18 protein-coding genes and 1 tRNA gene are annotated in these 21,849 nt (G+C 63.7%); 1 reads left to right on the top strand and 18 read right to left on the bottom strand.

From position 1 onward, the window contains the following. Window positions 1–31: 31 nt before the first annotated feature. Together tig and QMF81_RS06505 are read right to left on the bottom strand one after the other, a co-directional pair. Window positions 32–1,333 carry a trigger factor gene (gene tig / locus QMF81_RS06510; RefSeq protein WP_281749931.1) on the bottom strand — a complete coding sequence of 434 codons (1,302 nt, stop codon included), beginning with the start codon at window positions 1,331–1,333 and terminating at the stop codon, window positions 32–34. 29 nt (window positions 1,334–1,362) lie between these two features. Continuing rightward, a tRNA-Leu gene (locus tag QMF81_RS06505) sits at window positions 1,363–1,445 on the bottom strand. A 146-nt stretch (window positions 1,446–1,591) separates the two neighbouring features. On the opposite strand from QMF81_RS06505, the gene QMF81_RS06500 reads away from it, so the two are divergent. Continuing rightward, window positions 1,592–3,481, top strand: coding sequence for an AMP-binding protein (locus QMF81_RS06500; protein WP_281749930.1), 1,890 nt, complete (start codon window positions 1,592–1,594; stop codon window positions 3,479–3,481). A gap of 93 nt (window positions 3,482–3,574) precedes the next feature. Here the strand turns inward: QMF81_RS06500 and QMF81_RS06495 are convergent, their stop codons facing one another. From QMF81_RS06495 to QMF81_RS06420, 16 genes are all read right to left on the bottom strand, one after another. After that, window positions 3,575–4,012: a DUF4079 family protein gene (locus QMF81_RS06495; protein ID WP_281749929.1), complete on the bottom strand. Its 438-nt coding sequence runs from the start codon at window positions 4,010–4,012 to the stop codon at window positions 3,575–3,577. Window positions 4,013–4,015: 3 nt separating this feature from the next. After that, window positions 4,016–4,240 carry a hypothetical protein gene (locus QMF81_RS06490; protein WP_281749928.1) on the bottom strand — a complete coding sequence of 75 codons (225 nt, stop codon included), beginning with the start codon at window positions 4,238–4,240 and terminating at the stop codon, window positions 4,016–4,018. 83 nt (window positions 4,241–4,323) lie between these two features. Continuing rightward, the gene (locus QMF81_RS06485; RefSeq protein WP_281749927.1) at window positions 4,324–7,155 is read right to left on the bottom strand and encodes an AAA family ATPase; all 2,832 of its coding nucleotides are present in this window, start codon (window positions 7,153–7,155) and stop codon (window positions 4,324–4,326) included. After that, window positions 7,145–8,344 (bottom strand): exonuclease SbcCD subunit D C-terminal domain-containing protein, encoded by a 1,200-nt coding sequence (locus tag QMF81_RS06480; protein ID WP_281749926.1) that lies wholly within the window; start codon window positions 8,342–8,344, stop codon window positions 7,145–7,147. Before QMF81_RS06480 ends, QMF81_RS06485 begins: the two co-directional genes overlap by 11 nt. Before the next feature lie 114 nt (window positions 8,345–8,458). Then, a complete protein-coding gene (locus tag QMF81_RS06475) occupies window positions 8,459–10,099 on the bottom strand; it encodes an AMP-binding protein (protein WP_281749925.1) in 1,641 nt (546 codons plus the stop codon). 25 nt (window positions 10,100–10,124) lie between these two features. Beyond that, the gene (locus tag QMF81_RS06470; protein WP_281749924.1) at window positions 10,125–10,673 is read right to left on the bottom strand and encodes an XRE family transcriptional regulator; all 549 of its coding nucleotides are present in this window, start codon (window positions 10,671–10,673) and stop codon (window positions 10,125–10,127) included. A 23-nt stretch (window positions 10,674–10,696) separates the two neighbouring features. Next, window positions 10,697–12,682 (bottom strand): elongation factor G, encoded by a 1,986-nt coding sequence (locus QMF81_RS06465; RefSeq protein WP_281749923.1) that lies wholly within the window; start codon window positions 12,680–12,682, stop codon window positions 10,697–10,699. 8 nt (window positions 12,683–12,690) lie between these two features. Beyond that, window positions 12,691–13,416, bottom strand: a complete 726-nt coding sequence (locus tag QMF81_RS06460; RefSeq protein ID WP_281749922.1) for a hypothetical protein — start codon at window positions 13,414–13,416, stop codon at window positions 12,691–12,693. 58 nt (window positions 13,417–13,474) lie between these two features. Continuing rightward, window positions 13,475–14,548, bottom strand: coding sequence for a 3-isopropylmalate dehydrogenase (leuB, locus tag QMF81_RS06455; RefSeq protein WP_281749920.1), 1,074 nt, complete (start codon window positions 14,546–14,548; stop codon window positions 13,475–13,477). Further along, on the bottom strand, window positions 14,545–15,045 hold the full coding sequence (locus QMF81_RS06450) for a 3-isopropylmalate dehydratase small subunit (protein ID WP_281749919.1): 501 nt from the start codon (window positions 15,043–15,045) through the stop codon (window positions 14,545–14,547). The genes leuB and QMF81_RS06450 overlap by 4 nt, the downstream gene beginning before the upstream one ends. Before the next feature lie 11 nt (window positions 15,046–15,056). After that, window positions 15,057–16,322: a 3-isopropylmalate dehydratase large subunit gene (gene leuC / locus QMF81_RS06445; RefSeq protein WP_281749917.1), complete on the bottom strand. Its 1,266-nt coding sequence runs from the start codon at window positions 16,320–16,322 to the stop codon at window positions 15,057–15,059. Next, window positions 16,307–17,839: a 2-isopropylmalate synthase gene (locus QMF81_RS06440; RefSeq protein ID WP_281749916.1), complete on the bottom strand. Its 1,533-nt coding sequence runs from the start codon at window positions 17,837–17,839 to the stop codon at window positions 16,307–16,309. The genes leuC and QMF81_RS06440 overlap by 16 nt, the downstream gene beginning before the upstream one ends. A gap of 108 nt (window positions 17,840–17,947) precedes the next feature. Beyond that, complete coding sequence (gene pssA, locus QMF81_RS06435; protein ID WP_281749915.1) at window positions 17,948–18,706, bottom strand: CDP-diacylglycerol--serine O-phosphatidyltransferase; 759 nt, start codon at window positions 18,704–18,706, stop codon at window positions 17,948–17,950. A 13-nt stretch (window positions 18,707–18,719) separates the two neighbouring features. Beyond that, a complete protein-coding gene (locus QMF81_RS06430) occupies window positions 18,720–19,373 on the bottom strand; it encodes a phosphatidylserine decarboxylase family protein (protein ID WP_281749914.1) in 654 nt (217 codons plus the stop codon). 9 nt (window positions 19,374–19,382) lie between these two features. Continuing rightward, window positions 19,383–20,654: a glycosyltransferase gene (locus tag QMF81_RS06425; RefSeq protein WP_281749912.1), complete on the bottom strand. Its 1,272-nt coding sequence runs from the start codon at window positions 20,652–20,654 to the stop codon at window positions 19,383–19,385. Then, window positions 20,647–21,849 carry a glycosyltransferase family 9 protein gene (locus QMF81_RS06420; protein ID WP_281749910.1) on the bottom strand — a complete coding sequence of 401 codons (1,203 nt, stop codon included), beginning with the start codon at window positions 21,847–21,849 and terminating at the stop codon, window positions 20,647–20,649. Before QMF81_RS06420 ends, QMF81_RS06425 begins: the two co-directional genes overlap by 8 nt.

Genomic DNA, 21,849 nt, shown 5'->3' with positions numbered 1-21,849 from the left:
CTCCAGCCCCAGGATGACCCTTGGTCCGCGATTATTCTGCCGCATTCTTGGGCGGCACCTTGGTGATGACCGCGTGCTGATACACCAAATCCATGGCCTTGTCCGCGAGCACGCGATCCTTGAGCGGGATCATCAGGTTGTGCTGCTCGTAGTAATCTTTGAGGGCATGGAAATCCTGACCCGTGGCGATGGCCATCTTCTGGAGCACCACGTCCACTTCTGCAGGTTCCACCGTCAATGCCTCGGCCTGGGCGATGGCGAGAAGCACCAGAGACGACTTCACCGCGTCTTCGGCTGCTGGGCGCAGTTCTGCCCGCAGCTCTTCCGGGGTCTTGCCCAAGGAGGCAAAAGATTTGCCCTGCGCCTCCAGCTTGCGGCGCAAGTCCGCCAGACGCGAATCGAGGTCCTCTTCTACCAGGCTCTCGGGCAGCTGGAAATCCACCTGGGATTTGATGCGATCAAGCAGCCGCTTCTGGGCGTCGCCACGCACCAAGTCCTTGCGGGTCTCCAAGTAGGCCTTCTCGATGCTCGAGCGCAGATCGTCCACCGACTCATAGCCCAACTGCGCAGCAAAATCGTCGTCAAGTGGCGGCAACTCCTTGCGCTTGATGGCGTGGAGCTCCACCCGCATGGTCACGGTCTTGCCCGCCAGGTCTTCATTCAAAAAGTCTTCCGGGAAGGTCACTTCGCCCTCGGTACTCGACCCAGGGGTGAGCGAGCGCACCAGTTCTTCAAACTGCGGCAGCGCCCCGCCCGTGCCCAACGGCATTTCGAACTTGCTGGCGCCAACGCCTTCCAGCTTTTCGCCGTCCTGGAAGGCCTGGAAGTCAATGACCACCACCTCGCCATCCGTGGGCTGCCGATCTTCCTTGACGATCACCATCTGGCCCATGCGGTCCCGCAGGCGATCAATGACCTGATGGATGGCCGTCTCATCGGCCACCACCTCTTCCTCTTCCACCTCCAGACCCTTGTACTCCGGAAGCTCAATGGGAGGAGCCACTTCAAAGGTGAACGAATAAGCAAAAGGGGTGCCGCGCTCCATCTCTTTGGCGTCCACGTCGATACGCGACAGCGGCGCCAAGTTGAGCTCATTCATGATCTCATTGATATGGTAGTTGATCAGGTCCGTGGTGGCTTCCCCGTAAATTTGCTTCTTGTATTTGGCCTCCACAATGGAGGACGGGACCTTACCCTTGCGGAAACCCTTGATATCTATTCCGCCACGATACAAAGCAACTGTGGCGGAAATAGCGGCATCGACTTCTTCGGCATCCACCTTCACATGGACTTTACGTTTGATCGGGGAGAGCTCTTCCAGCGTGTATTCCATGAATCCTGATCCTCCTTGAGATTTGGCCGTGGTGCGAGAGGGGGGACTCGAACCCCCACGGTTGCCCGCTAGATCCTAAGTCTAGTGCGTCTACCAGTTTCGCCACTCTCGCCTTTCTGGCAAAGGCTCGCTTTTAGTGACGGCACCGGCGGGTGTCAAATGGCCCGAAATTTGCCGAGAGCCCCTTGATCCCCCGCCATTGTCAAGAATCCCGCCATAGGATAACAGGGTTTTTCACTTTTTTCATTGAGGCATTCTATGGCATCACTGCCCCAGACCCTGCTGCTCGACGCCTGCACCCGTCACGCTGGCCGGACTGCCTGCATCTACCGCGCAGACGGCCAAGAAATCCGCGTCCGCTACGAAAAGCTCGCGGAAGATGTGCTCATTTTGGCCAAAGCCTTCCATGAGCACGGCATCCATGTGGGAGAAAAAGTCTTTTTCCTCTCCGACAACCGCTATGCTTGGATCGTCACGGATCTCGCCCTGCAAGTGCTTGGCGCCATCAGCATCCCTCGCGGGACCGACACCCCAGAACCCGAGGTCGAATATATCATCTCGCACAGCGAAGCGCGCTTCGCCATCGTGGAAACCGACGCCCTGGCAGAACACTACGAATCCCTTTTCCAGAAGCTGCGTCTCAAGAAAATTTTCGTCATGACCGGGAATGCCTCCCACCGACGAGCACCCGTGCTCTCCTACACGCACATCCTCGGAGACCGGCAGATCACTCCCAGCGATCAGGCATGGTTCCACGACCGCATCGCCTCGCGCCACGCCGACCAAGTATTCACCATCATCTACACTTCAGGAACCACCGGCGTGCCCAAAGGAGTCCCCCTCACCCACGGCAACGTGCTCCACAACGTTCGCAATCTGCCCGATCTCATTCGCCTTGAGGCGAGCGACGTCTGGGTCTCCATCCTGCCCACCTGGCATGTGTTCGAGCGCACCGCCGAGTACATCGCCCTGTCGCGCGGCTCGTGTCTCGTCTACTCCTCCATCCGCACCTTCGCCGCAGACCTGATCACCTATCGCCCCACGTTGGTGGCCACCGTGCCCCGCATTTGGGAGTCACTCTACAAGAAGGTCAATGCCGCCATCGCCAAGGAAAGCCCGACCAAGGCGCGCATCTTTACCGCACTCGTCGCCGCGAGCACCACGTGGCGCCGGGCGGTGCGCACGGTGCGCGGCGAGCTGCCGGTCTTCGCCCCGGTGCCGTGGCCCCGCCGCGCACTCCAGAAAACACTGGCCGCAGCCCAAGCCCTTGCGCTCTTCCCGGTGGCGGCGCTGGCGCACCAAAAATTCCACGCCCTACGCCAGCGCTTCGGGGGGCGGCTCAAGGCCGCCATCAGCGGCGGCGGCAGTCTTCCCGCCTATTTGGAGGAATGGCTGGACGCCATCGGCATTCGCATCATCAATGCCTACGGCATGACCGAGTGCTCCCCGGGAATCGCCGGCCGGGGCTTCAACTGCCCGGTATTCCGAACCCTTGGCCCGCCCTTTCCAGAGACCCAGCTGCGCGTGGCCGACGAGCACGACCAGGAAGTGCCCCGAGGTCAGGAAGGGGAAGTCCAGCTCCGCGGGCCACAAGTCTTTCACGGCTATTACAAAAACGACGACGCCACAGCGGCGGCCTTCACTGCGGACGGATTCTTCCGCACCGGGGATCTCGGCCGCATGACGCTCACCGGCGAGCTCGTCCTCACCGGCAGGGCCAAAGAGATCATCGTGCTCGCCAGCGGGGAGAACGTGGACCCCACCAACATCGAAGCCGCCATTTCGGTCTTTCCTTTTGTACAGGACGCCGTGCTCGTGGGCCAAGACAAAAAAGGACTTGGGGCCCTCATCGTCCCAGACTGGGAAAAACTTCAAGAATTCGTACGCGAACGCTTCCAGCACGCCAAAGAAGAGCTTCAGGAAGGGGCCGAGCATCTCCTGGACCGCCGTGTTCTTGAGCGTATCCGTGCGGAGCTCAATGCCCGGCTCACGCCCAAAAACGGCTTCAAGCCCTACGAGAAGATCCAGAGCATCCACTTGCTGGACCGGGAATTCACCATCGGCGAAGAACTCACCAATACCCTCAAGAAAAAGCGCCACATCATCGAACGCAAGTACCGCGAGCTCATCGACCGCATCTTGCAATAACCCAAAACGATGATGAGAAAAGACCGCAAAAGCCGCCCACGAAGGCGGCTTTTGTCATGCCTCTCCAAAATACTCCAGGAAATATCAGAAGAGTCACGGAAGCAAAAATTCCCGTATCACTCCAATACCGGTAAAAATCTGCACAATGGCTATAATGAGTGCAAGAATATTGAATACAGCATGCACAAGCGGCATATACTTCCGCGGCTTTTTGTCACGATCCATGATAGTGCCTGTGATGTATCCGCCAGCAATACACGGCATGATGAGCTGGGCAATCCAGTAGTGGTCTCCGGTGGCGCCGCTTCCTCCCCAATGGCGGGCCACCAATGCCGTCCCGCCCACCAAGCCGAGCATCCATAAGATATGGGCGTATTTGCCCCACTTGACATGCTCCGTCCAGGCAAAAGAAGTACGCTTTCCAAAATGGTTGCGCAGTACCCGAGGCCAGGCCAAATACAGGGCATAGGCCGCCATGGCCGTTGCGAGCAACTGCAGTATTGGATGGACCCAAAACACCACTTTTGGCATGGATCATTCTCCTTGAGTATTTTTTGCGCACCAATGCTTGCGGTTCGATGCATCGGCCAGCCACGCAGCCATGGACGGGACTTCTTCTGGCTGCAGCAGGCCGTCTTGGTACTGCACCATACGATCTACGGCGCGTTGCCACCAATTTGGATCGTCCGTGGCCTGGCAGAGCTTCTCGCCCCCATGGCAATGGAAACATTGCGAGCGCACCCGCGCTTCCATATCCATGGACGCAGATGCGCCCCAAAGCGTGCTTCCACACCATAGGATGCCCACACCCAACACCAGGCTCGTTTTGCCCAGTCGCATCGTTACCCCCCGTTTCCGGCAGCCAATGACTCCCAGCCCTGGGGCGTGTGCACCCAAAGGCTGCTGCGGCCAGGGATCACCGGACGCACGGCGATCTGGCACACGAGCCGCTCGCGCAAGGCAGGTACGTGCGAGATGATTCCCACCAGGCGATTTTCCTCGCCCAATGCAAAGAGGCTGTCCAGGACCAATTCCAGGCTCTCCTCGTCCAAGGTGCCAAAGCCCTCGTCCACAAAGAGGCATCCCAATTCTCCGCCGCCACTCACCAGCGAGGACAAGGCGAGGGCCAAAGCCAGACTCACCACGAAGGTCTCTCCGCCGGAGAGGTTGCGCACCGAGCGGCGCTCTCCGGCGCGATACCCATCGATGACCGCGATGTCCAATCCAAGGCCGTCGCGCACCAACTGGTAGCGGTCGCTCATGGCCGCCAAACGGGCATTGGCCACGGAGAGGAGCAGGTCCAGGGTAAGCCCCTGGGCAAAGTTACGCAGCTTTTTCCCATCCGCCGACCCCATGAGCTCGCGCAAACGCTCCCACGTGGCAGCAGTAGCCGCCTGCGCCGCCTGGGCCGCACGCAGTTGGCGTGCCTGTTCTTCACGGCGCCGGGCCTCGGCCACGCGGGCCGCCACCGCCCCACGTTCTTCCTGAATTTCTTGGAACTTTGCTTCGGTGGCCGCCACAGCAGCATCCACCTCGGCGCGCGGCGGCGCATCCTGCAGGCGTGCCCGCGCCTCCTGCTGCCGCAGGGCTAGTCGCTGCTGGCCAAGCTGGAGAGCAGCAAGCCGCGCCTCGGCATCTTTGGCCGCGGCCTCCACCTGGGCCACCCAGGCGGCGTCCCGCCGGGAAGAGCGCCACACCCCAAGGCTTGCAAACCCCAGCTCCTGCAAGCGCGCATTGAGGCGATGCGAAGACGACGCCACCGCCCGGGAAAGCTCTTGGGCGCGGCGCTCCCATTCTTCCTTGCGGGCTTGAGCCGCGGCCAGACGCGCAGTGTACGCCGCGTATTGCCGCTGCAATGCCTCTTGCCGGGCAGCGGCCTGCTCTGCCTGCGTACGCAACCGGGTTTCCACTGCCTCCACATCCGAATCCGGCAAGACAATACGCCGCTGCTCTCGGCAGCGCTCCATCGCTTGCGTGGCCTGGGCAAGGGCGGCCTGCGCCTCGGCAAGGGCGCGGCGCGCGGCCGCTTCGGCCTGCACCGCGGCTTGGAGCGCGGCGGCATGGTGGGCCATGGCCGCCCAAGTCTCTCCCAAGGCCTGGCGCCTGGCGCGCAGCGCCTCCAGCTTGTGGGCGCACTGGCGGCAATGCTCCTTATGCCGGACCACGGCCTCGGCGACGGGCTGCACAAGCGGCGTCCCATGGGCAAAGGGGTGATCGAGGCTTCCGCACAGCGGACAGGGAGAACCAGGACGCAGTTGCCGCCGCTTGGCCTCCAAGGATTCCATTTCCTTGACCAAGGCCAACTCCTCCTGACTTCGCTGCAGTTCTTCCTGGGCAGCGGCAAGCTCCCGCGCCACTGCCTCTTCCTCGGCTGCCCCCGCTGTCAGCGCGGCCTGCACCACAGCGCCCAGATCCACGTCCGTCTCGTTCTTGCGAAGAACGCCCAAGGTCTGAAGCCGCGCTTCCAAGGCCGCCTGCTCCCGCTGGCACCGTGCCACGCGCTGGGTTTCGGCATCCACGCGGGCCTTTTCCCGGTTCACGAGATTCTGCGCCTGGCGTTGGGTTGCCAGCGCCGCAGCGATTTCAGCGTCCCAACGCCGGGCCTCGGCCAGGCGCGGACGCATGGTCTCCCAAGCGCTGCGCGCTGTGGCCGCTTCGGTGCAGGCCGCCTCCACAGAAGCCCCCAGGGTGCGGGACTCGACGACCAGCGTCTGCACTTCCTGGGCCAAACGCTGGCAGGCGGCTTCGGCCTCGCGCGTCTCCTTTTCCAAACGCTCCACCTCCGCCACATCCCGCGCCGCCTCTTCGGCCCGCCGGGCCACGGCCGCAGTCCGCCGGTCGTCTTCCAGGGCCCGCAATTGCTGCAGTACCTGGGCTTCTGCCTCCTTGAGGGAGGCGGCTTCCTCCTGCAATGCCTGGAAGTCGCGCCAACGGGCCTGCAGGGCGCGCAGCGCTTCAAGATGTTCCGCGGTGGCCTGCGCCTGACGCTCCAATGCGGCAAGGCGCTGGGTCGCCTCTGACAACTCCTGAGCAGGCAGGAGCTCCAAGGCGGCCAAGCGCTCCGTCAAGGCGTCCAGCCGGGCGCGTTCTTCCTTGGCCCGCTCATGAGCGGCGATGGACAGCTGGGAGTAGATCTCGGTGCCGGTGATGCGCTCCAGAAGCGGCGCCCGCTCATCGGCCGCGGCGAGCAAAAAGGCGGCAAAGCCATTCTGGGCAAGGAGCACGGCCCGGGTGAATTGCTCAAAGCCCAGACCCAGGACCTCAGTCACCGCCCGCTCGGTTTCCCGCAGCCCTTCGGCCAAGACCGCGCCAGAGTCCAGGTCCACCAACTCGTGGCGCGGCGCCTGCAGGCGACCCTGGGCTTTTCCCCGCGCCCGGCGCTGGGTAAAACTCGCCTGATAGCGTCCCTTGGCGGTGGCGAAGGCAAGCTCCGCGCGCATCTCGGCCTCGCCCCGGGTCATGACCTCGTTGTTCGCCTCCGTCACCCGACCCATGCGCGGGGTGCGGCCATAGAGGGCCAGGGTCAGGGCATCGAGCACGGTGGTCTTGCCTGCACCTGTGGGGCCGGAAATGAGCAGCACTCCCTCGCCCGCCACTTCAGGACGCCTCCAGTCCACGACCCACGTACCGGCAAGGGAATTGATATTTTGGAGAACTAACGATTCAAGGCGCATGCTGGTCCCCGCACTGGAGCACGGTATCCATGAGCTCGGCAAAGGCCGCGGTCAGCTGCGGACGCAGGCCCTCCTCCACCGCATGGGCGTCCAAAAGGCGGCGGAAGACCTCCTCGGGCGAAAGCTCCTCCAAACGCTCCCCGGCAGCGCCCAAGGCCAAGGAGGGCGACCGGGGGACCCGCACGCACAAGACGTCCACCGCGCTTCCAGAAACCGCCGCCTCGATGCGGCGGCGCACGGTATCGGCAGGCTCTGGACTTGTGACCTCAACCTCCACCCACACACTCCCGCCGACCTCCACTAAACGCCGCAAATCCGCCTCCACCTGCGCCAACGGGCCGCACAGACGCACCATGGACTGCGGCGCAGGCGCGGCCAAGAGCTCGCACGTCATCCTGCCCTCGCCTTCCACCGTCACCAAGGTGGCGGACTTGGCCTTGCCGGCGTCGGCAAAACCCAAGGCAAGCGGGGCGCCGCTATAGCGCACGTGGGCACGGCCCGCCACCTCTTGAGCGCCGTGCACATGCCCCAAGGCCACATAGGTGCAGGCAGGAAAGACCTCCACCGGTACCCGGTCCACGCCTCCCACGGCAAAACGCATGCCTTGGCCGTCGGCCACCTGGCTGCCTGCCACGAACAGGTGGCCCAAGGCCACGGCCGGGGTCTGGGGGGCCATGGACCGGACCGAGCGCATGACCTCGGCGTATACCGCCGCCACTCCACGCACCCAGGCAGCGGCCTTGTCCTCCAAACACGCCCCGGGCATGGCCGTGCGCACATCGCGCTCCCGCAAATGGGGCACCGCTGCCACCGCCAACTCCGGCCGACCGTAAGGATCCATCAAAACCAGCGGCTGCGGCGCGGTGATCACATGCACCCCCAAGGCACGCAAAAGGCCCTTGGGTGCGGCCAAAAAAGACGGCGAGTCGTGGTTGCCTGCGAGGATCACCGCATGGCGGCAGCCTGTTTGCCGCAGTTCCTGGAGAAATCCGTAGTACTGCTCCTGGGCCGCAGCGCTGGGGGCGCCGGTATCGAAGACGTCCCCGCACACCATGAGCACGTCCACTGCGTGCGCGCGCACCATGGCAAGGAGCCAGCGCAGCACGGCCTCGTGCTCGGCATCGCGGCGGCGGCCATAGAGCCGGTGCCCTAAGTGCCAATCCGAAGTATGGAGAATGCGCAGGGCCATAGAAAAAACCTTCTCCCGCTCCGGCAGCCGACGCGATGCCCTCAGCAGCCAGCAGCTCGGTGTCCAGGGCCATAGAAAAAGCCTTCCCCCGCTCCGGCAGGGGAAGGCCAATGGCTAGGAGTTTTTCGCGTCGCGCGCCCGGATCTCCGCGCGCTTGATCTTGCCGCTGATGGTCTTGGGCAGTTCCGTCACGTATTCGACGATGCGAGGATACTTGTACGGGGCAGTGACCTTCTTGACGTGGTTTTGCAGCTCACGGGTAAGCTCCGGCGAAGGGGTGTATCCCGGGGCAAGGACCACCGAGGCCTTCACCGCCTGCCCCCGATCCGGATCCGGCACACCGGTGACCGCGGCCTCCACCACTGCCGGATGGGACACCAGGGCGCTTTCCACCTCAAAGGGCCCGATGCGGTAGCCCGAGCTCTTGATGAGATCGTCCACCCGGCCCAAAAACCAGAAGTAGCCGTCTTCATCCACCCAGGCCTTGTCGCCCGTATGGTACACCCCGCCTTCCATGACATTGGCGGTCTTGTCTTCGGCCTTCCAGTATTCTCGAAAAAGCCCTACCGGTCGAGGGGAAAGACGCACGCAAATCTCGCCTTCCACGCCCGGAGGACACACTTCCCCGGTCTCGTCGAGGAGCACGATATCCCATCCCGGCGCAGGCTTGCCGATGGAACCGGGCTTGGGCTCCATGCAGGGGAAGGTGGCGATCTGCAGGGTGGTCTCGGTCTGGCCGTAGCCCTCGAAAATGGGGAGCCCCAGCTTTTCCTTCCACTCGAGGAACACGCTGTCGTTGAGGAGCTCACCTGCGGTCGTGCAATGCCGCAAGGCAGAGAGGTCGTAGCGGGAAAGGTTCTCACGCACCAAGAAGCGGTAGATGGTGGGCGGGGCGCAGAAGGTGGTCACCCGGTGCTTGGCCATGACCGAAAGCAGGCGCGAGGGGTCGAACTTTCCCCGGTAGTCCCACACGAAGACCGTGGCCCCGGCCAACCACTGGCCATAAAACTTGCCCCACACCGATTTGGCCCAGCCCGTGTCCGCCACGGTGAGATGCACGTCTCCAGGCCGCAGATCATGCCACAGCTTGCCGGTCACCATGTGCCCCAAGGGGTAGGTAAAGGTGTGGAGCACCATTTTCGGGTACCCGGTGGTGCCGGAAGAAAAGAACACCGTGGCCGGGTCGTCGCCCCCCGGGGCATCGGCCGGCCGGAGGTACTGGGCGGAAGCCGCGGCGATCACGTCTTCCCAGCGCTTCCAGGGAGAAGGCGCAGCCTCGGCGCCGGTCAGCACGAACACCGACAAGGTAGGACACTGCGGCATAGCCGCCTCCACCGTGGCCTGCACCGAAGCGTCGGCCACGATGCCTTTGATTGCTGCGGTCTGGACGCGATAGATGATATCGTTTGCCGTCAGCAGCGCCGGCGAGGGCACGCCCAAGGCCCCCAGCTTGTGCAGGGCGAGCATGAGGATCCAAAACTCCACCCGGCGGTGGACGATGATCATCACCGTATCCCCACGGCCAATGCCCATGCCTGCCAAGGCATTGGCCATGCGGCTGGACTGTTCAGCAAAATAGCCCATGGTGTATTCCCGTCGCACGCCAGCGTCATCCACATGGATCATAGCCAGACGCTGCGGATCCGTGGCGGCGACAGTGTCCACGAAATCAAAGGCGAAATTGTAGCGCGGCGGCACCTCCACACGCCAGGTGCGCACCAGTTCTTCATACGACGAAGGATGCATCGAGCTCATGGCAGTCTCCACAAAAGAAAATACGTTAGATGGCCACATCGAGGAATTCCGCCGGACCGCCGATGCCGCGCAGGGCATGGGGGGTGCGGGAAGTGAAATAGAGACTGTCCCCTGGTTCGAGCACGTACTCCTGATCGCCGATGGTGATCTCCAGCGTGCCGGAAAGCATGTAGATGAATTCCTGCCCTGGGTGCTCGTTGAAGGTGAGCTGGTCCTTCTCCTTGGCCGGGACGGTCACCAAAAAGGGCTCCATTTTGCGGCCCACGAAGCGGTACGCCAGGCTTTTGTAGTCATAGTCCTTGCGCCGCTCCACGCTCATGCCTTTGCCGCGGCGCACCAGACTTACCCGGTGCAGGTGAGCCTCAGCGCCGGAGACGAGCACCGTAAGATCCACCCCCAAGTGTTTGGCCACTGCCACCAAGTATCCTGCCGGGATTTCACAGGTCCCGGACTCATAGCGGCGCACGGCGTCGGGATCCACTTCCAGGCGAGCGGCTACGTCCTCGACACTCAACTCCAACGCCTCGCGCAAGCCGCGCAAACGCGAGGCAATTTCCGTGTACGATTCTTCCATAGATCTTCTCCTTGCAATGGACCTTAGGCCGCCGCAGTATCGTAGCGCGCAAAGGTCATGGTGAAAAAGGCCTTGCCCCGCGTGGCGGAGCGCAACTCCGTGGAAAAGCCGAACAGCGTGCGTAAGGGGGCCAAGGCGTGGATCACGGTCTGGAGCGCATCACCATCCATGGACTCAATGCGCGCGCCCTTTGCCCCCAAAAGACTCACCATATCGCCCACAAACTCCGCCGGCGCGGTCACCACCACGCGCATGATGGGCTCCAAAAGCACGCTGCCGGCCTCGGTCATGGCGCGCTCCATGGCCTCCATGGCAGCCATGCGCACGCCCAACTCCGTAATGCCGCCATCCACCGGGGCCACCGCCAGGATTACGGCCTCGGTATCAGTCACGGCATAGCCCTGCACCCCGCCATGGAGGGCGTCTTCCACGGCCTGCACCGCCACGGCCTGATGCATACAGTCCGCTTCGCAGCGCACCAGGTTGCCCGTGCCTCGAGGCCGGGGGGCAACGGCCACCGCCACCTGGGCGCGGTGCAGGGTGTCTCCCAGGAGCCGCGCCACCTGCGCCTGGGCCTGAGCCTGCTGGGCCACGGTCTCCTGAAAGATGACCTGGGGGTTTCCCGCGCGAAACTGCAGTCGGCTTTCGCGCCGCAAGCGCTCCAAGGTGATCTCCAGGTGGAGCTCGCCAAGGCCCGAGAGCACCAATTGCTCCGTGTCCGGGTCCGTGGTGACCCGCAGCGTCGGGTCTTCCACGGCGTAGCGTTCGAGGAGCTGGCGCAGCCGGTCGGTATCGCTGGCGCTGGCCGGGACAATGGCCTGGGAGATCACCGGCTCGTGGAGATCGATGTTTTCGAGCCGCAGGCTCCCCCGCTCGCCAAGCAGGGTGTCGCCGGTGACCGCATCCCGAAGGCCCGTAGCCAGGACGATGTCTCCGGCCTGGGCCAGCGATGTGGGCTCCAGGTGATGGGCATGGGCAGTGTACACCTTGTGGGCCTTTTCGAATCGGCCGGTGCGGGTATTGAAGAGCGTGGCATTTTCTCCCAGCGCGCCGCTATACACTCGCAAAAACACCCGCTTGTGCGCCCCATCGAACTGCACCTTGAAAGCGTAGGCCACGGTCACCTCTGGAGAAATGCCCGCTTCTTCAAGGCGCTGACACACCTCAGCGTGCCCCGCCGATTCCATGGGCCCAGGCAAATAGCGGCGCACCCCGTCCAAAAGCGGCTGCACGCCGTAATTTTTGAGGGCGCTTCCAGCAAACACCGGCACCGCTCGGCAGGCACGCGTTGCCCGGGCCAAGGCAGCGTGCGCCGCCTCCGTCTCCACCGGCTCGTCGGCCAAATAACGCTCCAAGATGGTGTCATCCACCTCGGCCAGGCGCTCCACGGCCACCCGCCGCCACGCCGAAAGCTCCGAAAAATCCACAGGGGCCACGGCAACTTCCTGGCCAAGACTTGCCACATCGAAAAGCAAACGGGTCCCGGCCCAGACATCGAGCACGGCGTGCGCCTCCCCGGGGTCCGGCACGGTCACCGGCACCGGCACCACGCCAAAGCGCTCGGTGATCTCGGCAAGCACGCGGCCATAGTCCGCACCGGGACGGTCCATCTTGTTGATGAACACCACCTTGGGAAGATGGTATTTCTCGGCCTGGCGCCACACGGTCTCGCTCTGAGGCTCCACCCCGGCCACGCCACAGAACACCACCACCGCGCCGTCACACACCCGCAGCGAGCGCTCCACCTCCACATTGAAGTCCACATGGCCCGGGGTATCGATGATGTGGATGCGGCAGTCCTGCCACGTAACCGTGGTGCTCGCTGCAGTGATGGTGATACCGCGCTTCTGCTCTTCTTCCAGATAGTCCATGGTGGCGTTGCCGTCATGGACTTCTCCCATGCGATGGATCTTGCGGGTGTAATAGAGGATGCGCTCCGTAAGGGTGGTCTTGCCGGCGTCGATATGGGCCACGATGCCAACGATGCGGGATTCTTTGGGGGCAGCCATGGCTTTCCTCACGAAAAGATCGTGGTGCGTACCAAGAAATCCTCAGGCCCGAGCCGATCCCATGGCCAGCCGCCAAGGAGCCGTGGTGGCAGCACAAAGCGGGCGCACACCTCTTCTTCGCTATAGGCCAGGTACCAGCGGGACCGCTGACTGGGGTCGGTACGCCGCAGGCTCCCCAGGATGCGGGCGTACGCCTCGGCCTGGGGCGAAGGGCCAAGAGTATCCACCACCCCGTAGTCTTCCGGAGTAAAGGCAAGGGGCGTGGGAAAGCCCCCCAAACCTAGGTCCACCACCACCCCATCCCCGGCCACACCCAAGGCCGCCACCAGGGCGGAAACATCGACATCGGTGGAGTACACCCATGGCACGGAAAGGAAATCACAGGCAAAAAGCAACGCCCGGTCCCAAGGCGCCGGAGCCACCACCGCCACCTGGGGAACGCGGGCCACAAGGGCCAAGGTGATGGCCGAAGCCAAAGCGGACAACGGAAAACACCCCGAGTGATAGAGGAACACGGCAAAGGCCGCAGGCCGGGCGCTTTCCTTGAGCGCCGCGCTTCCCAAATGCACGGCGCGCTCGCTGGTCATGGCCCAGCCCCGGGTCAGGGCGTGGGCCATTGCTACGGCATTCTTGATCACCCCTTTTTCCGGGGCCGGAGTGTCTTCATACGCCTGGGCAAGGTCCGCGTCCGTAACATGCGGGGCAAGGCCCAGGCGCTCTAGTTGTGCATCCATACTCGCCTCCCGTACATAGTCGGGAGAATCCTTCCACAATCCGCCCTACTCGGCAAGGCTACAGGGCGGCGAGTACCGCCTCGCCCATCTGCGCGCACCCCACCACAGTGGCGCCGTGGGTGGCGATATCTCGAGTGCGCAGCCCACGCCCAAGTACCGTGCGCACTGCCTGCTCCACGGCCTGGGCTTCGGCCTCCAGGCCAAGCCCATGGCGCAGCAGCATGGCCACGGACAAGATGGTCGCCAAAGGATTGGCCACGTCCTGGCCTGCAATATCCGGTGCAGAGCCATGAATGGGCTCGAAAAGGCCAGGGCCGGATGCACCCAGGGAGGCTGAAGGCAGCATGCCGAGACTTCCCGTGATGGCCGCGGCCTCGTCGGAGAGGATATCCCCAAAAAGGTTCTCCGTAACCACGACGTCAAAGGCATGAGGGGCGCGCACGAGCTGCATGGCGGCATTATCCACGTACATGTGCGTCAACTCCACGTCCGGATAGTCTTGGGACACCCGCGCCGCCACCTCCCGCCACAGGCGCGAGACCTCGAGGACATTGGCCTTGTCCACGGAGCACACCTGACGACGGCGTCTACGGGCAGCCTCAAAGGCCACGCGCAGGATGCGCTCAATCTCCGACTCGCGGTAGATCATGGTATTGAACGCCGCACGTTCGCCGTCCACCACTGCTTCGCCCCTGGGCTCGCCAAAGTAAAGGCCACCAGTGAGCTCGCGCACCACCAAGACATCCACACCCTGAGCGGCGATGTCGGCACGCAACAGGGAAGATGCAGCAAGCTCGGAATAGAGCACCGCGGGGCGTAGATTGGCAAAGAGCCCCAGGGCCTTGCGGATCCCCAAAAGCCCCTTTTCCGGACGCAGGGCAGGCTCCAAGTCGTCCCACTTGGGCCCACCCACGGCACCGAGCAACACGGCGGAACTCGCCTGGCACGCGGCCACGGTGTCTTCAGGGAGCGGAACACCGACGGCGTCGATGGCCGCCCCGCCAATGAGCGCACGCCGAATCTCCACGGCGTGGCCGAAACGCTCAGCCACCGCCGCAAGGACCCGCTCCGCCTGGGCGGTGATTTCCGGGCCGATGCCGTCACCAGGGAGCACGCACACCGAGATCTTCATGCTGCACCTCCCAGGCGCCGGCGCACGTACTGGACGAGGCCGCCGGCCTCAAGCATCTCCATCATGAACCCTGGCACCGGACGCACCTGAAAGGTCTCGCCCGTGGTGCGGTTTTCCACCACGCCCTGGGCGACATCCACCACCAGCGCATTCCCATCGCCCAAGCGGTCGATGGCGTCGCCCATCTCCAAGAGCACCAGCCCCATGTTGAAGCCGTTGCGATAAAAGATGCGGGCAAAACTCTTGGCCAACACCACCGGGATGCCCGCCCCAAGGATGGCCAGGGGCGCGTGCTCCCGGGAAGAGCCACAGCCAAAGTTCTCCCCTGCCACCAGGACGTCGCCGGGGGACACCCGCCGCACCCAGCCTGGAGTCAGGCCTTCCATGCAGTTTTTCCCGAGTTCTCCAGGGTCTGCGGTCACGAGAAACCGCGCCGGGATGATGGCATCCGTATCGATATGATCACCCACCACATGGGCTTTTCCTTCAAAACGCATCGATATGCTCCTTACCCAGCCACCTGGGCCGGATGGATGATGGTGCCTGCCACGGCAGTGGCCGCAGCCACTGCAGGGCTGGCCAAATAGACTTCGGATTCGAGGCTCCCCATGCGGCCACGGAAATTGCGGTTGGTGGTGGCCAAGCAGCGCTCGCCGCCGGCCAGGATCCCCATGTGCCCGCCCAGACACGGACCGCAGGTGGGCGGCCCCACCACGGCGCCAGCGTCCAAAAACACCTCCAAAAGACCTTCGTTCAAGGCCAAACGGTAGGCCTTGGGCGAGGCAGGCAGCACAATAAGACGCACGCCGCGCGCCACCTTGCGGCCGCGCAGCACCGCCGCAGCCACGCGCAAATCCTCGATGCGGCCATTGGTGCACGAACCGATGACCACCTGGTCCACTGGGATGCCGGAAACCTCTTCCACGGGTTTGACGTTTTCCGGCAGGTGCGGACAGGCCACCCGCGGGCTCATGCCCGTGACGTCCACGCGCAGGCGCTGCGCATACGCTGCGTCCGCGTCTGGAACGATGGGGGCGTCCTGGGTGCGGCCATGGGCAGCGGTGTAGGCCAGGGTCGTGGCATCCGCGGCAAAGAGCCCGGCCTTGCCCCCGGCCTCGATGGCCATGTTGGCCATGGTCATGCGGCCTTCCACGCTCATGGCGTCCACCACCGGACCGCCGAATTCCAGCGCCTTGTACAGGGCCCCAGCCACGCCGATGCGGCCGATGACCTCGAGGATGAAATCCTTGGCGCTCACGTACGGCGCCACCGTCCCCACCAGGTCCACGCGGATGGTCTCCGGTACCTTGAACCAGGTCTCGCCCAAGGCCATGGCCGCAGCCACGTCCGTGCTCCCCAGACCTGTGGCAAAGGCACCCAAGCCCCCGTAGGTGCAGGTGTGGGAGTCCGCACCCACCACCACATCGCCAGGCCCCACCAGGCCCAGTTCCGGAAGCAAGGCGTGCTCCACGCCCACATCGCCGCCTTCGTAGTAGTGGACGATGCCGAACTGGCGGGCAAAATCCCGCACCACCTTCACCTGCTCGGCGGAGTCGATATCCTTGTTGGGGGTGAAGTGGTCACACACCAGGACCACCCGCTCGGGATCAAAGACCCGAGACACCCCCATGGCGCGCAGCGATTTGATGGCCAAGGGCGCGGTGATGTCGTTGGCCAAGGCCAAGGACACCCGACACCGGACAATCTGCCCGGGCCCCTCCACCGGATCGTTGGTGTGCCGCTGCAGTATCTTTTCGGCTAAACTCTGGCCCATACCGTTTCCTCCTCACGTTTGGCCAGGCGGTTCAAGGCATTGATATACGCCTTGGCGCTGGCCACGATGATATCGGCGTCCGCAGCGCGTCCCACCGCGGACTTGCCGTTTTCCTCGATGCGCACCGTGACCTCGCCCTGGGCGTCCGTGCCGCCGGTGATGGCATTGACGGCGTAGCGCAGCAACTTGGGGGTCCGGCCCACGGTCTTGCTGATGGTGTGGAACACCGCATCAATAGGACCTGTGCCAAAATCGGACACCGTGCGCTCCTCGCCATCCACGTACATCTTCACCACCGCGTTGGGGATGGCCATGTTGCCGCTGATGGCGCTCAAATATTCCAACCGGTACTTGTCAGGGATGCGGAAGATCTCATCAAGCACCACGGCTTCCAAGTCTTCGATGAAGATCTCTTTCTTCCGATCCGCCAATTTTTTCATAGCCGCAAACACGATATCGACCTGCTCTTCGCTTAAGGCGTAGCCCAAACCCTCCAGACGGGCCTTGAGGGCCGCCCGCCCCGAATGCTTGCCCAAGACCATGTCCTCCGCAGCGCGTCCCACCGATTCCGGAGTCATGATTTCATACGTCTGCCGGTGCTTGAGCACCCCATCCTGGTGGATGCCGGATTCGTGGGCAAAGGCATTAGAACCGATAATCGATTTGTACGGCGGAATGGGCTGGCCAATAATGAGGGAAAGCAGTCGTGTCGAGGGATAAATCTGCTCCTTCACGATACCGGTTTCCAGACCGTAGTAGTCCTTGCGCACTTCCATGGCCATGACCACTTCTTCCAGGGCGGCGTTGCCGGCACGCTCCCCGATGCCCGCCAAAGTCACTTCCGCCTGCCGGGCGCCGGCGCGCAAGGCCGCCAGGGTATTGGCCGTGGCAAGGCCCAGGTCGTTATGGCAATGCACGGAAAACACGGCCTTATGGGCGTTGGGGATATGCTCCAAGAGGTAGCCGATGAGGTCGGCAAACTCCTGCGGCTGGATGTAGCCCACGGTGTCGGGCACATTGATGGTGGTGGCGCCGGCATCGATGGCGCGGGTAAAGACCTGGACCAGAAAATCCGGGTCCGAGCGGGAGGCGTCCTCGGCGGAAAACTCCACATTGGAGGTCTTGGAGGCAGCATAGCGCACCGCGGCGTCCACCATCTCCAGCACCTGCTCCCGGGTTTTGCGCAACTTGTACTGCATGTGAATGTCCGAGGTGGCGAGGAAGGTGTGGATGCGGCCGTGTTCCCCTTCCCGCACGGCCTCCCAGGCCCGGTCGATGTCTGTGGGAATCGCCCGGCACAGACCTGCGATCTGGCAACCGCGCACCGTACGGGCGATATCGCGCACGGCCTCGAAGTCCCCTTGGCTTGCGGCCGGGAATCCCGCCTCGATGATGTCCACGCCCAAGGCCTCCAACTGGCGGGCCAGGCGGATCTTCTCCTCGCGGTTCATGGTGGCGCCTGGAGATTGTTCCCCGTCGCGCAAGGTGGTGTCAAAGATGTACACTCGCTGAGACATACGTTTCTCCTTTGAGGTTATGGGGGATAAAAAAACAGCTGGAAGCCTCTGGCAGGGCCATTTCCGGGGTGGTTCCAGCAACCGAAAACGAGAAAAGAGGATGGGTGGTTACGAGAGTCGCTGAGCGTCTCGTAGCCGTAGCGAGTGCCGCCGGAGGGGCAGCAGCACAAAGGAATAGATGAGACCGGACAGCAGGTAGCCCAAACCACACACAAAAAGCAGCAGCTTGGGCTCGGAAGCGATCAGCACGAACAGGAAGAGCGCGGTCACCGTGGCGCTGAAGCGATGGGTGCGCAGACCGTCCATCTCCTTGAAGGAAAAATAGCGGACGGCGCTCACCATGAGCAAGGAAACCACAAAGGACAGGGCCAAGAGGACCTGGGCGGCCAGCGACGTAGCCGCAAAGCCCAAGTGATGGGCAAAGAGCACGAAGGCGGCCAGGATGCAGGCGGCAGCGGGAATGGGCAGGCCAATGAAGAACTTTTTGCTGATCTTGCCGGTCTGGATGTTGAACCGGGCTAGACGCAGGGCGCCGCAGGCAATGATCAAAAACGCCGCCATCATGCCCAGACGCTCAAAGGCATGCAGATGCCACTGATACACCAAAAGGGCCGGGGCCACGCCGAAGGCCACCAGATCGGCCAAGGAATCCAACTGGACGCCAAAGTCCGAGGCGGAATTGGTCAGCCGGGCCAGCTTGCCGTCCAGCCCATCGAAAAGACAGCTGCCCAAAATAGCCACCGCAGCCATCTCGAAACGCCCTTCCAAGGACCACAGCATGCCCACGAAACCCACAAACAGGCTCGCCATGGTCATCATGTTGGGCAACAGATAGTAACCGCGGTGCTTGGGCTTGGGATGTTCCATAAAAAAATCGTACTCATGCCAGGGGTTCGCGCTTGCGGGCAACCACCGTTTGGCCGGCCACGGTGCGCTCTCCCTCCTGGATGCTGGGCTCATAATCCAGCGGCAGGTAAAGGTCAACCCTGGATCCAAAGCGGATCATGCCGAACCGCACCCCGCGCGGCAGTGCGTCCCCAGGCCGCACCCAATCGACGATGCGCCGGGCGATGAGGCCTGCGATCTGGACGACCGTAAAGCGGCTGCCATCCTCAGCTTCCAAATCCATGATGCAGCGCTCGTTGTCCGTGGAGGCCTTATCCAGGGAGGCATTGAAGAACTTTCCCGGAATGTAGCGCATCTGCCGCACCACGCCTGCCACCGGCGTCCGGTTCACATGCACGTTGAAGACGTTCATGAAAATGCACACCGCCATACGCGGCGTGCCGTGCACCGGGTCCGGCATGGGGGCCACGCGCACCACCCGGCCATCGGCCGGCGCCACGACGACGCCCTTTTCCTGGGGCACCACCCGTTCCGGATCGCGAAAAAAATTGAGGATAAAGGCCACCACTCCCAATCCCACGAGGCTGAGGACCACCCACTCCGCCAGGGCAAAGACCATGGTGGCAAGGGTGGCGAGAAAAAGAAACGGCATCCCTTCCGGGGCAAGGCCACACCAAGGTTTGCGCATACATGCTCCTTACGCCGCGCCCTTGCGGCGATACTGTTTGCGCCATTCATCCAAAAAAAGCACCGCGGTCTCCACGGCCGAGAGGGTCCCCTCGCGGGCCCGAACCGCGGCCACCACGTCCTCGAAAGAGGCATCATCCCGCAAACCTAGGTTTCTGGCAAGGGCAGTCACCTCGGCCGCCAAATCCGGCTCCACAAAGGAAGGGTGTGCCTCCGCCTTGCGCCACCCCAAGGCCGCGCCCACCACAGCAAGGAGCGTTTCCATGCGCTGTGGGTAGGTGTGTTCGGCAAGCACGCGCGCCCTGGCCCGCGCCGCCATGGCGGTGCGCTCCTCTTCGTGGGCGAGAAAATACCGGGTTGCCTCCACCATGGCATCCAGATGGTCCACCACCGCCAGCTCCTGATCGGCAAAAAGCTCGGCCAAGAGCGCTCGTCGGTCCACCACCTGAAAGGCCCCACAGGCGGCGATCTCAAAGGTGCGCGGATTGACGAAATCGCCATCCCCCACGGTCACCGCAGGCCGCACGCTGGAGTGCAGGTTGAGATTGACGCGGGTAGCGCAGAAGATCTTCACCGCCTCTTCGGTCTCGATGCGCGCTCCACCGCGCTGCACGTACGGGGCCAGGATCTCCTCACCGTCCCAGTCGCTGCCCCAAATGCGAAAATCCATGTCCGCAAAGGCCCGAAAGGCCAGCCGCCGGTTGGGATACCCCGCGCCGACGAAGGAGACATCACTGCCGTAGGTACGCCGCTCCACCGGGGTGAGTGGCACTGGCCGATGGATTTCGGGATCCGCGGCCAAGGGGAGATAGGAGGCCCGCTTCTGGCCGACTTCGGCCAGCCGTTCCAGAAACGGCTCCTTCTGGATGGTGAAAAAAAAGTCATAGAGCGGGGCAAAGGCCTGCCAATAGGTAAAGACGGCATAGTCCTCCACGAACCACATGGCCGTCGGGACCCCGTCTCGGGCAAGGCGCCGCAAGGCCTGCCGGGAAAGCGGTGCCTGCGCCATGGCCAGCACCAGGTCCGGCGAAAAGCGCTCCACCTGGGCAAGCACCGCCTGGGAGACGAGCTGCAAAAATCCGTTCTCCAGGGCGTCCACCGCCTCCGGGCCCACACGCAGCGCCCGCAGATTTTGAAAAGTGGGATAGAAAAGCGGCGCCTCAAAGGTCTCCACCACGTGCCCCAGCCCCGCCAAGGCCCGGGCCACAGCGCGGCCCACGGGAAGCGAGCCGCCGTAAAGCGGCAGCACCACCAGGATCCGGCGCACCCCCCAATCAGTCATACAGACCTCCCACCACCCCAGGCAGCATCCAGTCTTTTTCCGTCATCCACGCATGGCCTCCTGATCCAGGCGCCCCCAGGCCCCATACGGCCGCCACCTGGGCGCGAAATGCCTGACGTCCGGCCGCAGTGGGGTCTTCTCCAGCCACCGGCTGGTAGCACACGCCCAAGGCATCCATGCCGCTTTGCAGGGCCACGACACCCGCAGGCAGCGCCCCCTCGCCCCGGGCAATCCAGCGGATCGTCTCCCGCTGTGCAAGCGGCGCCAGGCACGCCCCCGGCGTGGGACAGGCCGCGGTCTCCAGGCACGGTGCACAGGGAAGCACCGATTGCAGCACCACGTGTCCTTCCCCGTAGGGGCCGGTCTCATGCACCCACGCCGAGGCCAAATACGCCCCCAAGACCGGCACCCCCAACCGGGCCGCCATATGGGCCACACCCGTGTCCGGTGAAAGCACCAGGCCGCATTCTGCCACAGTCGCCCACAACTGCCGCCAACCGGTCTGCCCCACGAGGTTGCGGGTGGAGCGGCCAAGGGCCGCAGGCAGCGCGGCCATGAGTTCCGCCGCCAAACGCTCCTGGCCCGGAGCGCCGAGCAGCACCACGTCCGCCCCGCCAAGGCGGCTCAGGGCCGCGCCGATCCAGGCGGCGAGTACCGAGGCCGGCAGCGAGCGCCGTGGATGCTGCCCGGCAAGCACCACCCCCAGCGTGCGCCCCCGCGGCTGCGCCGGAGGATGGACCGTAGCGGGCGCGGCCGGCTCCCGGGCAAGAAGCCCCCAGGCGTCCACCAGATTGAGGCCAGCGCTTCGGCGCTCCTGGGACCAGCGAATGAGGAGCGAAAACCATGGGGGCACGCGCAGACTCCCCCCCACACCGCCGTAACCGCGCAGGCGCTCCGCAGCAAAGGCCGCGGCCAAGGCCGCAGAAAGTCCAGAATAATTGAGTAGATAAACTTCAGCAGGATCGAGAGACTGCATCGTGGCCACCGCACGGCGCACCAACGACCATGCTCCGGGGCGTTTGCCGTGCACCGGCAGCTCCAGCACCTGGGCTTGAGGGTACGCAAGGCGGGCGAGCTCTGCCAAGTCACGATCCACCACGAGCACCGCTCCCGGCGGCAGGCTCGCCATCAAGCGCCCGGTTTGCAGGATATCGCCGAACCGGGCGAGCTGGAAGACCACCGAGGGCTGCGCCAC

It is taken from the genome of Thermodesulfomicrobium sp. WS, from assembly GCF_027925145.1.
In the GTDB taxonomy this organism is placed as follows: Bacteria; Desulfobacterota; Desulfovibrionia; order Desulfovibrionales; family Desulfomicrobiaceae; genus Thermodesulfomicrobium.
Note: the sequence above shows the minus strand (reverse complement) of the source record. Positions and strands in the feature narration are given on the sequence as shown.

Coding starts and splice junctions, on each gene's coding strand:
- QMF81_RS06480 (WP_281749926.1), bottom strand. CDS start 8,344: ATGGCCCTGCGCATTCTCCATACTTCGGATTGGCACTTAGGGCACCGG.
- pssA (WP_281749915.1), bottom strand. CDS start 18,706: ATGGAACATCCCAAGCCCAAGCACCGCGGTTACTATCTGTTGCCCAAC.
- QMF81_RS06430 (WP_281749914.1), bottom strand. CDS start 19,373: ATGCGCAAACCTTGGTGTGGCCTTGCCCCGGAAGGGATGCCGTTTCTT.
- QMF81_RS06490 (WP_281749928.1), bottom strand. CDS start 4,240: ATGGATATGGAAGCGCGGGTGCGCTCGCAATGTTTCCATTGCCATGGG.
- QMF81_RS06440 (WP_281749916.1), bottom strand. CDS start 17,839: ATGTCTCAGCGAGTGTACATCTTTGACACCACCTTGCGCGACGGGGAA.
- QMF81_RS06460 (WP_281749922.1), bottom strand. CDS start 13,416: ATGGATGCACAACTAGAGCGCCTGGGCCTTGCCCCGCATGTTACGGAC.
- QMF81_RS06485 (WP_281749927.1), bottom strand. CDS start 7,155: ATGCGCCTTGAATCGTTAGTTCTCCAAAATATCAATTCCCTTGCCGGT.
- QMF81_RS06495 (WP_281749929.1), bottom strand. CDS start 4,012: ATGCCAAAAGTGGTGTTTTGGGTCCATCCAATACTGCAGTTGCTCGCA.
- leuB (WP_281749920.1), bottom strand. CDS start 14,548: ATGAAGATCTCGGTGTGCGTGCTCCCTGGTGACGGCATCGGCCCGGAA.
- leuC (WP_281749917.1), bottom strand. CDS start 16,322: ATGGGCCAGAGTTTAGCCGAAAAGATACTGCAGCGGCACACCAACGAT.
- QMF81_RS06470 (WP_281749924.1), bottom strand. CDS start 10,673: ATGGAAGAATCGTACACGGAAATTGCCTCGCGTTTGCGCGGCTTGCGC.
- QMF81_RS06500 (WP_281749930.1), top strand. CDS start 1,592: ATGGCATCACTGCCCCAGACCCTGCTGCTCGACGCCTGCACCCGTCAC.
- QMF81_RS06475 (WP_281749925.1), bottom strand. CDS start 10,099: ATGAGCTCGATGCATCCTTCGTCGTATGAAGAACTGGTGCGCACCTGG.
- QMF81_RS06450 (WP_281749919.1), bottom strand. CDS start 15,045: ATGCGTTTTGAAGGAAAAGCCCATGTGGTGGGTGATCATATCGATACG.
- QMF81_RS06425 (WP_281749912.1), bottom strand. CDS start 20,654: ATGACTGATTGGGGGGTGCGCCGGATCCTGGTGGTGCTGCCGCTTTAC.
- QMF81_RS06465 (WP_281749923.1), bottom strand. CDS start 12,682: ATGGCTGCCCCCAAAGAATCCCGCATCGTTGGCATCGTGGCCCATATC.
- tig (WP_281749931.1), bottom strand. CDS start 1,333: ATGGAATACACGCTGGAAGAGCTCTCCCCGATCAAACGTAAAGTCCAT.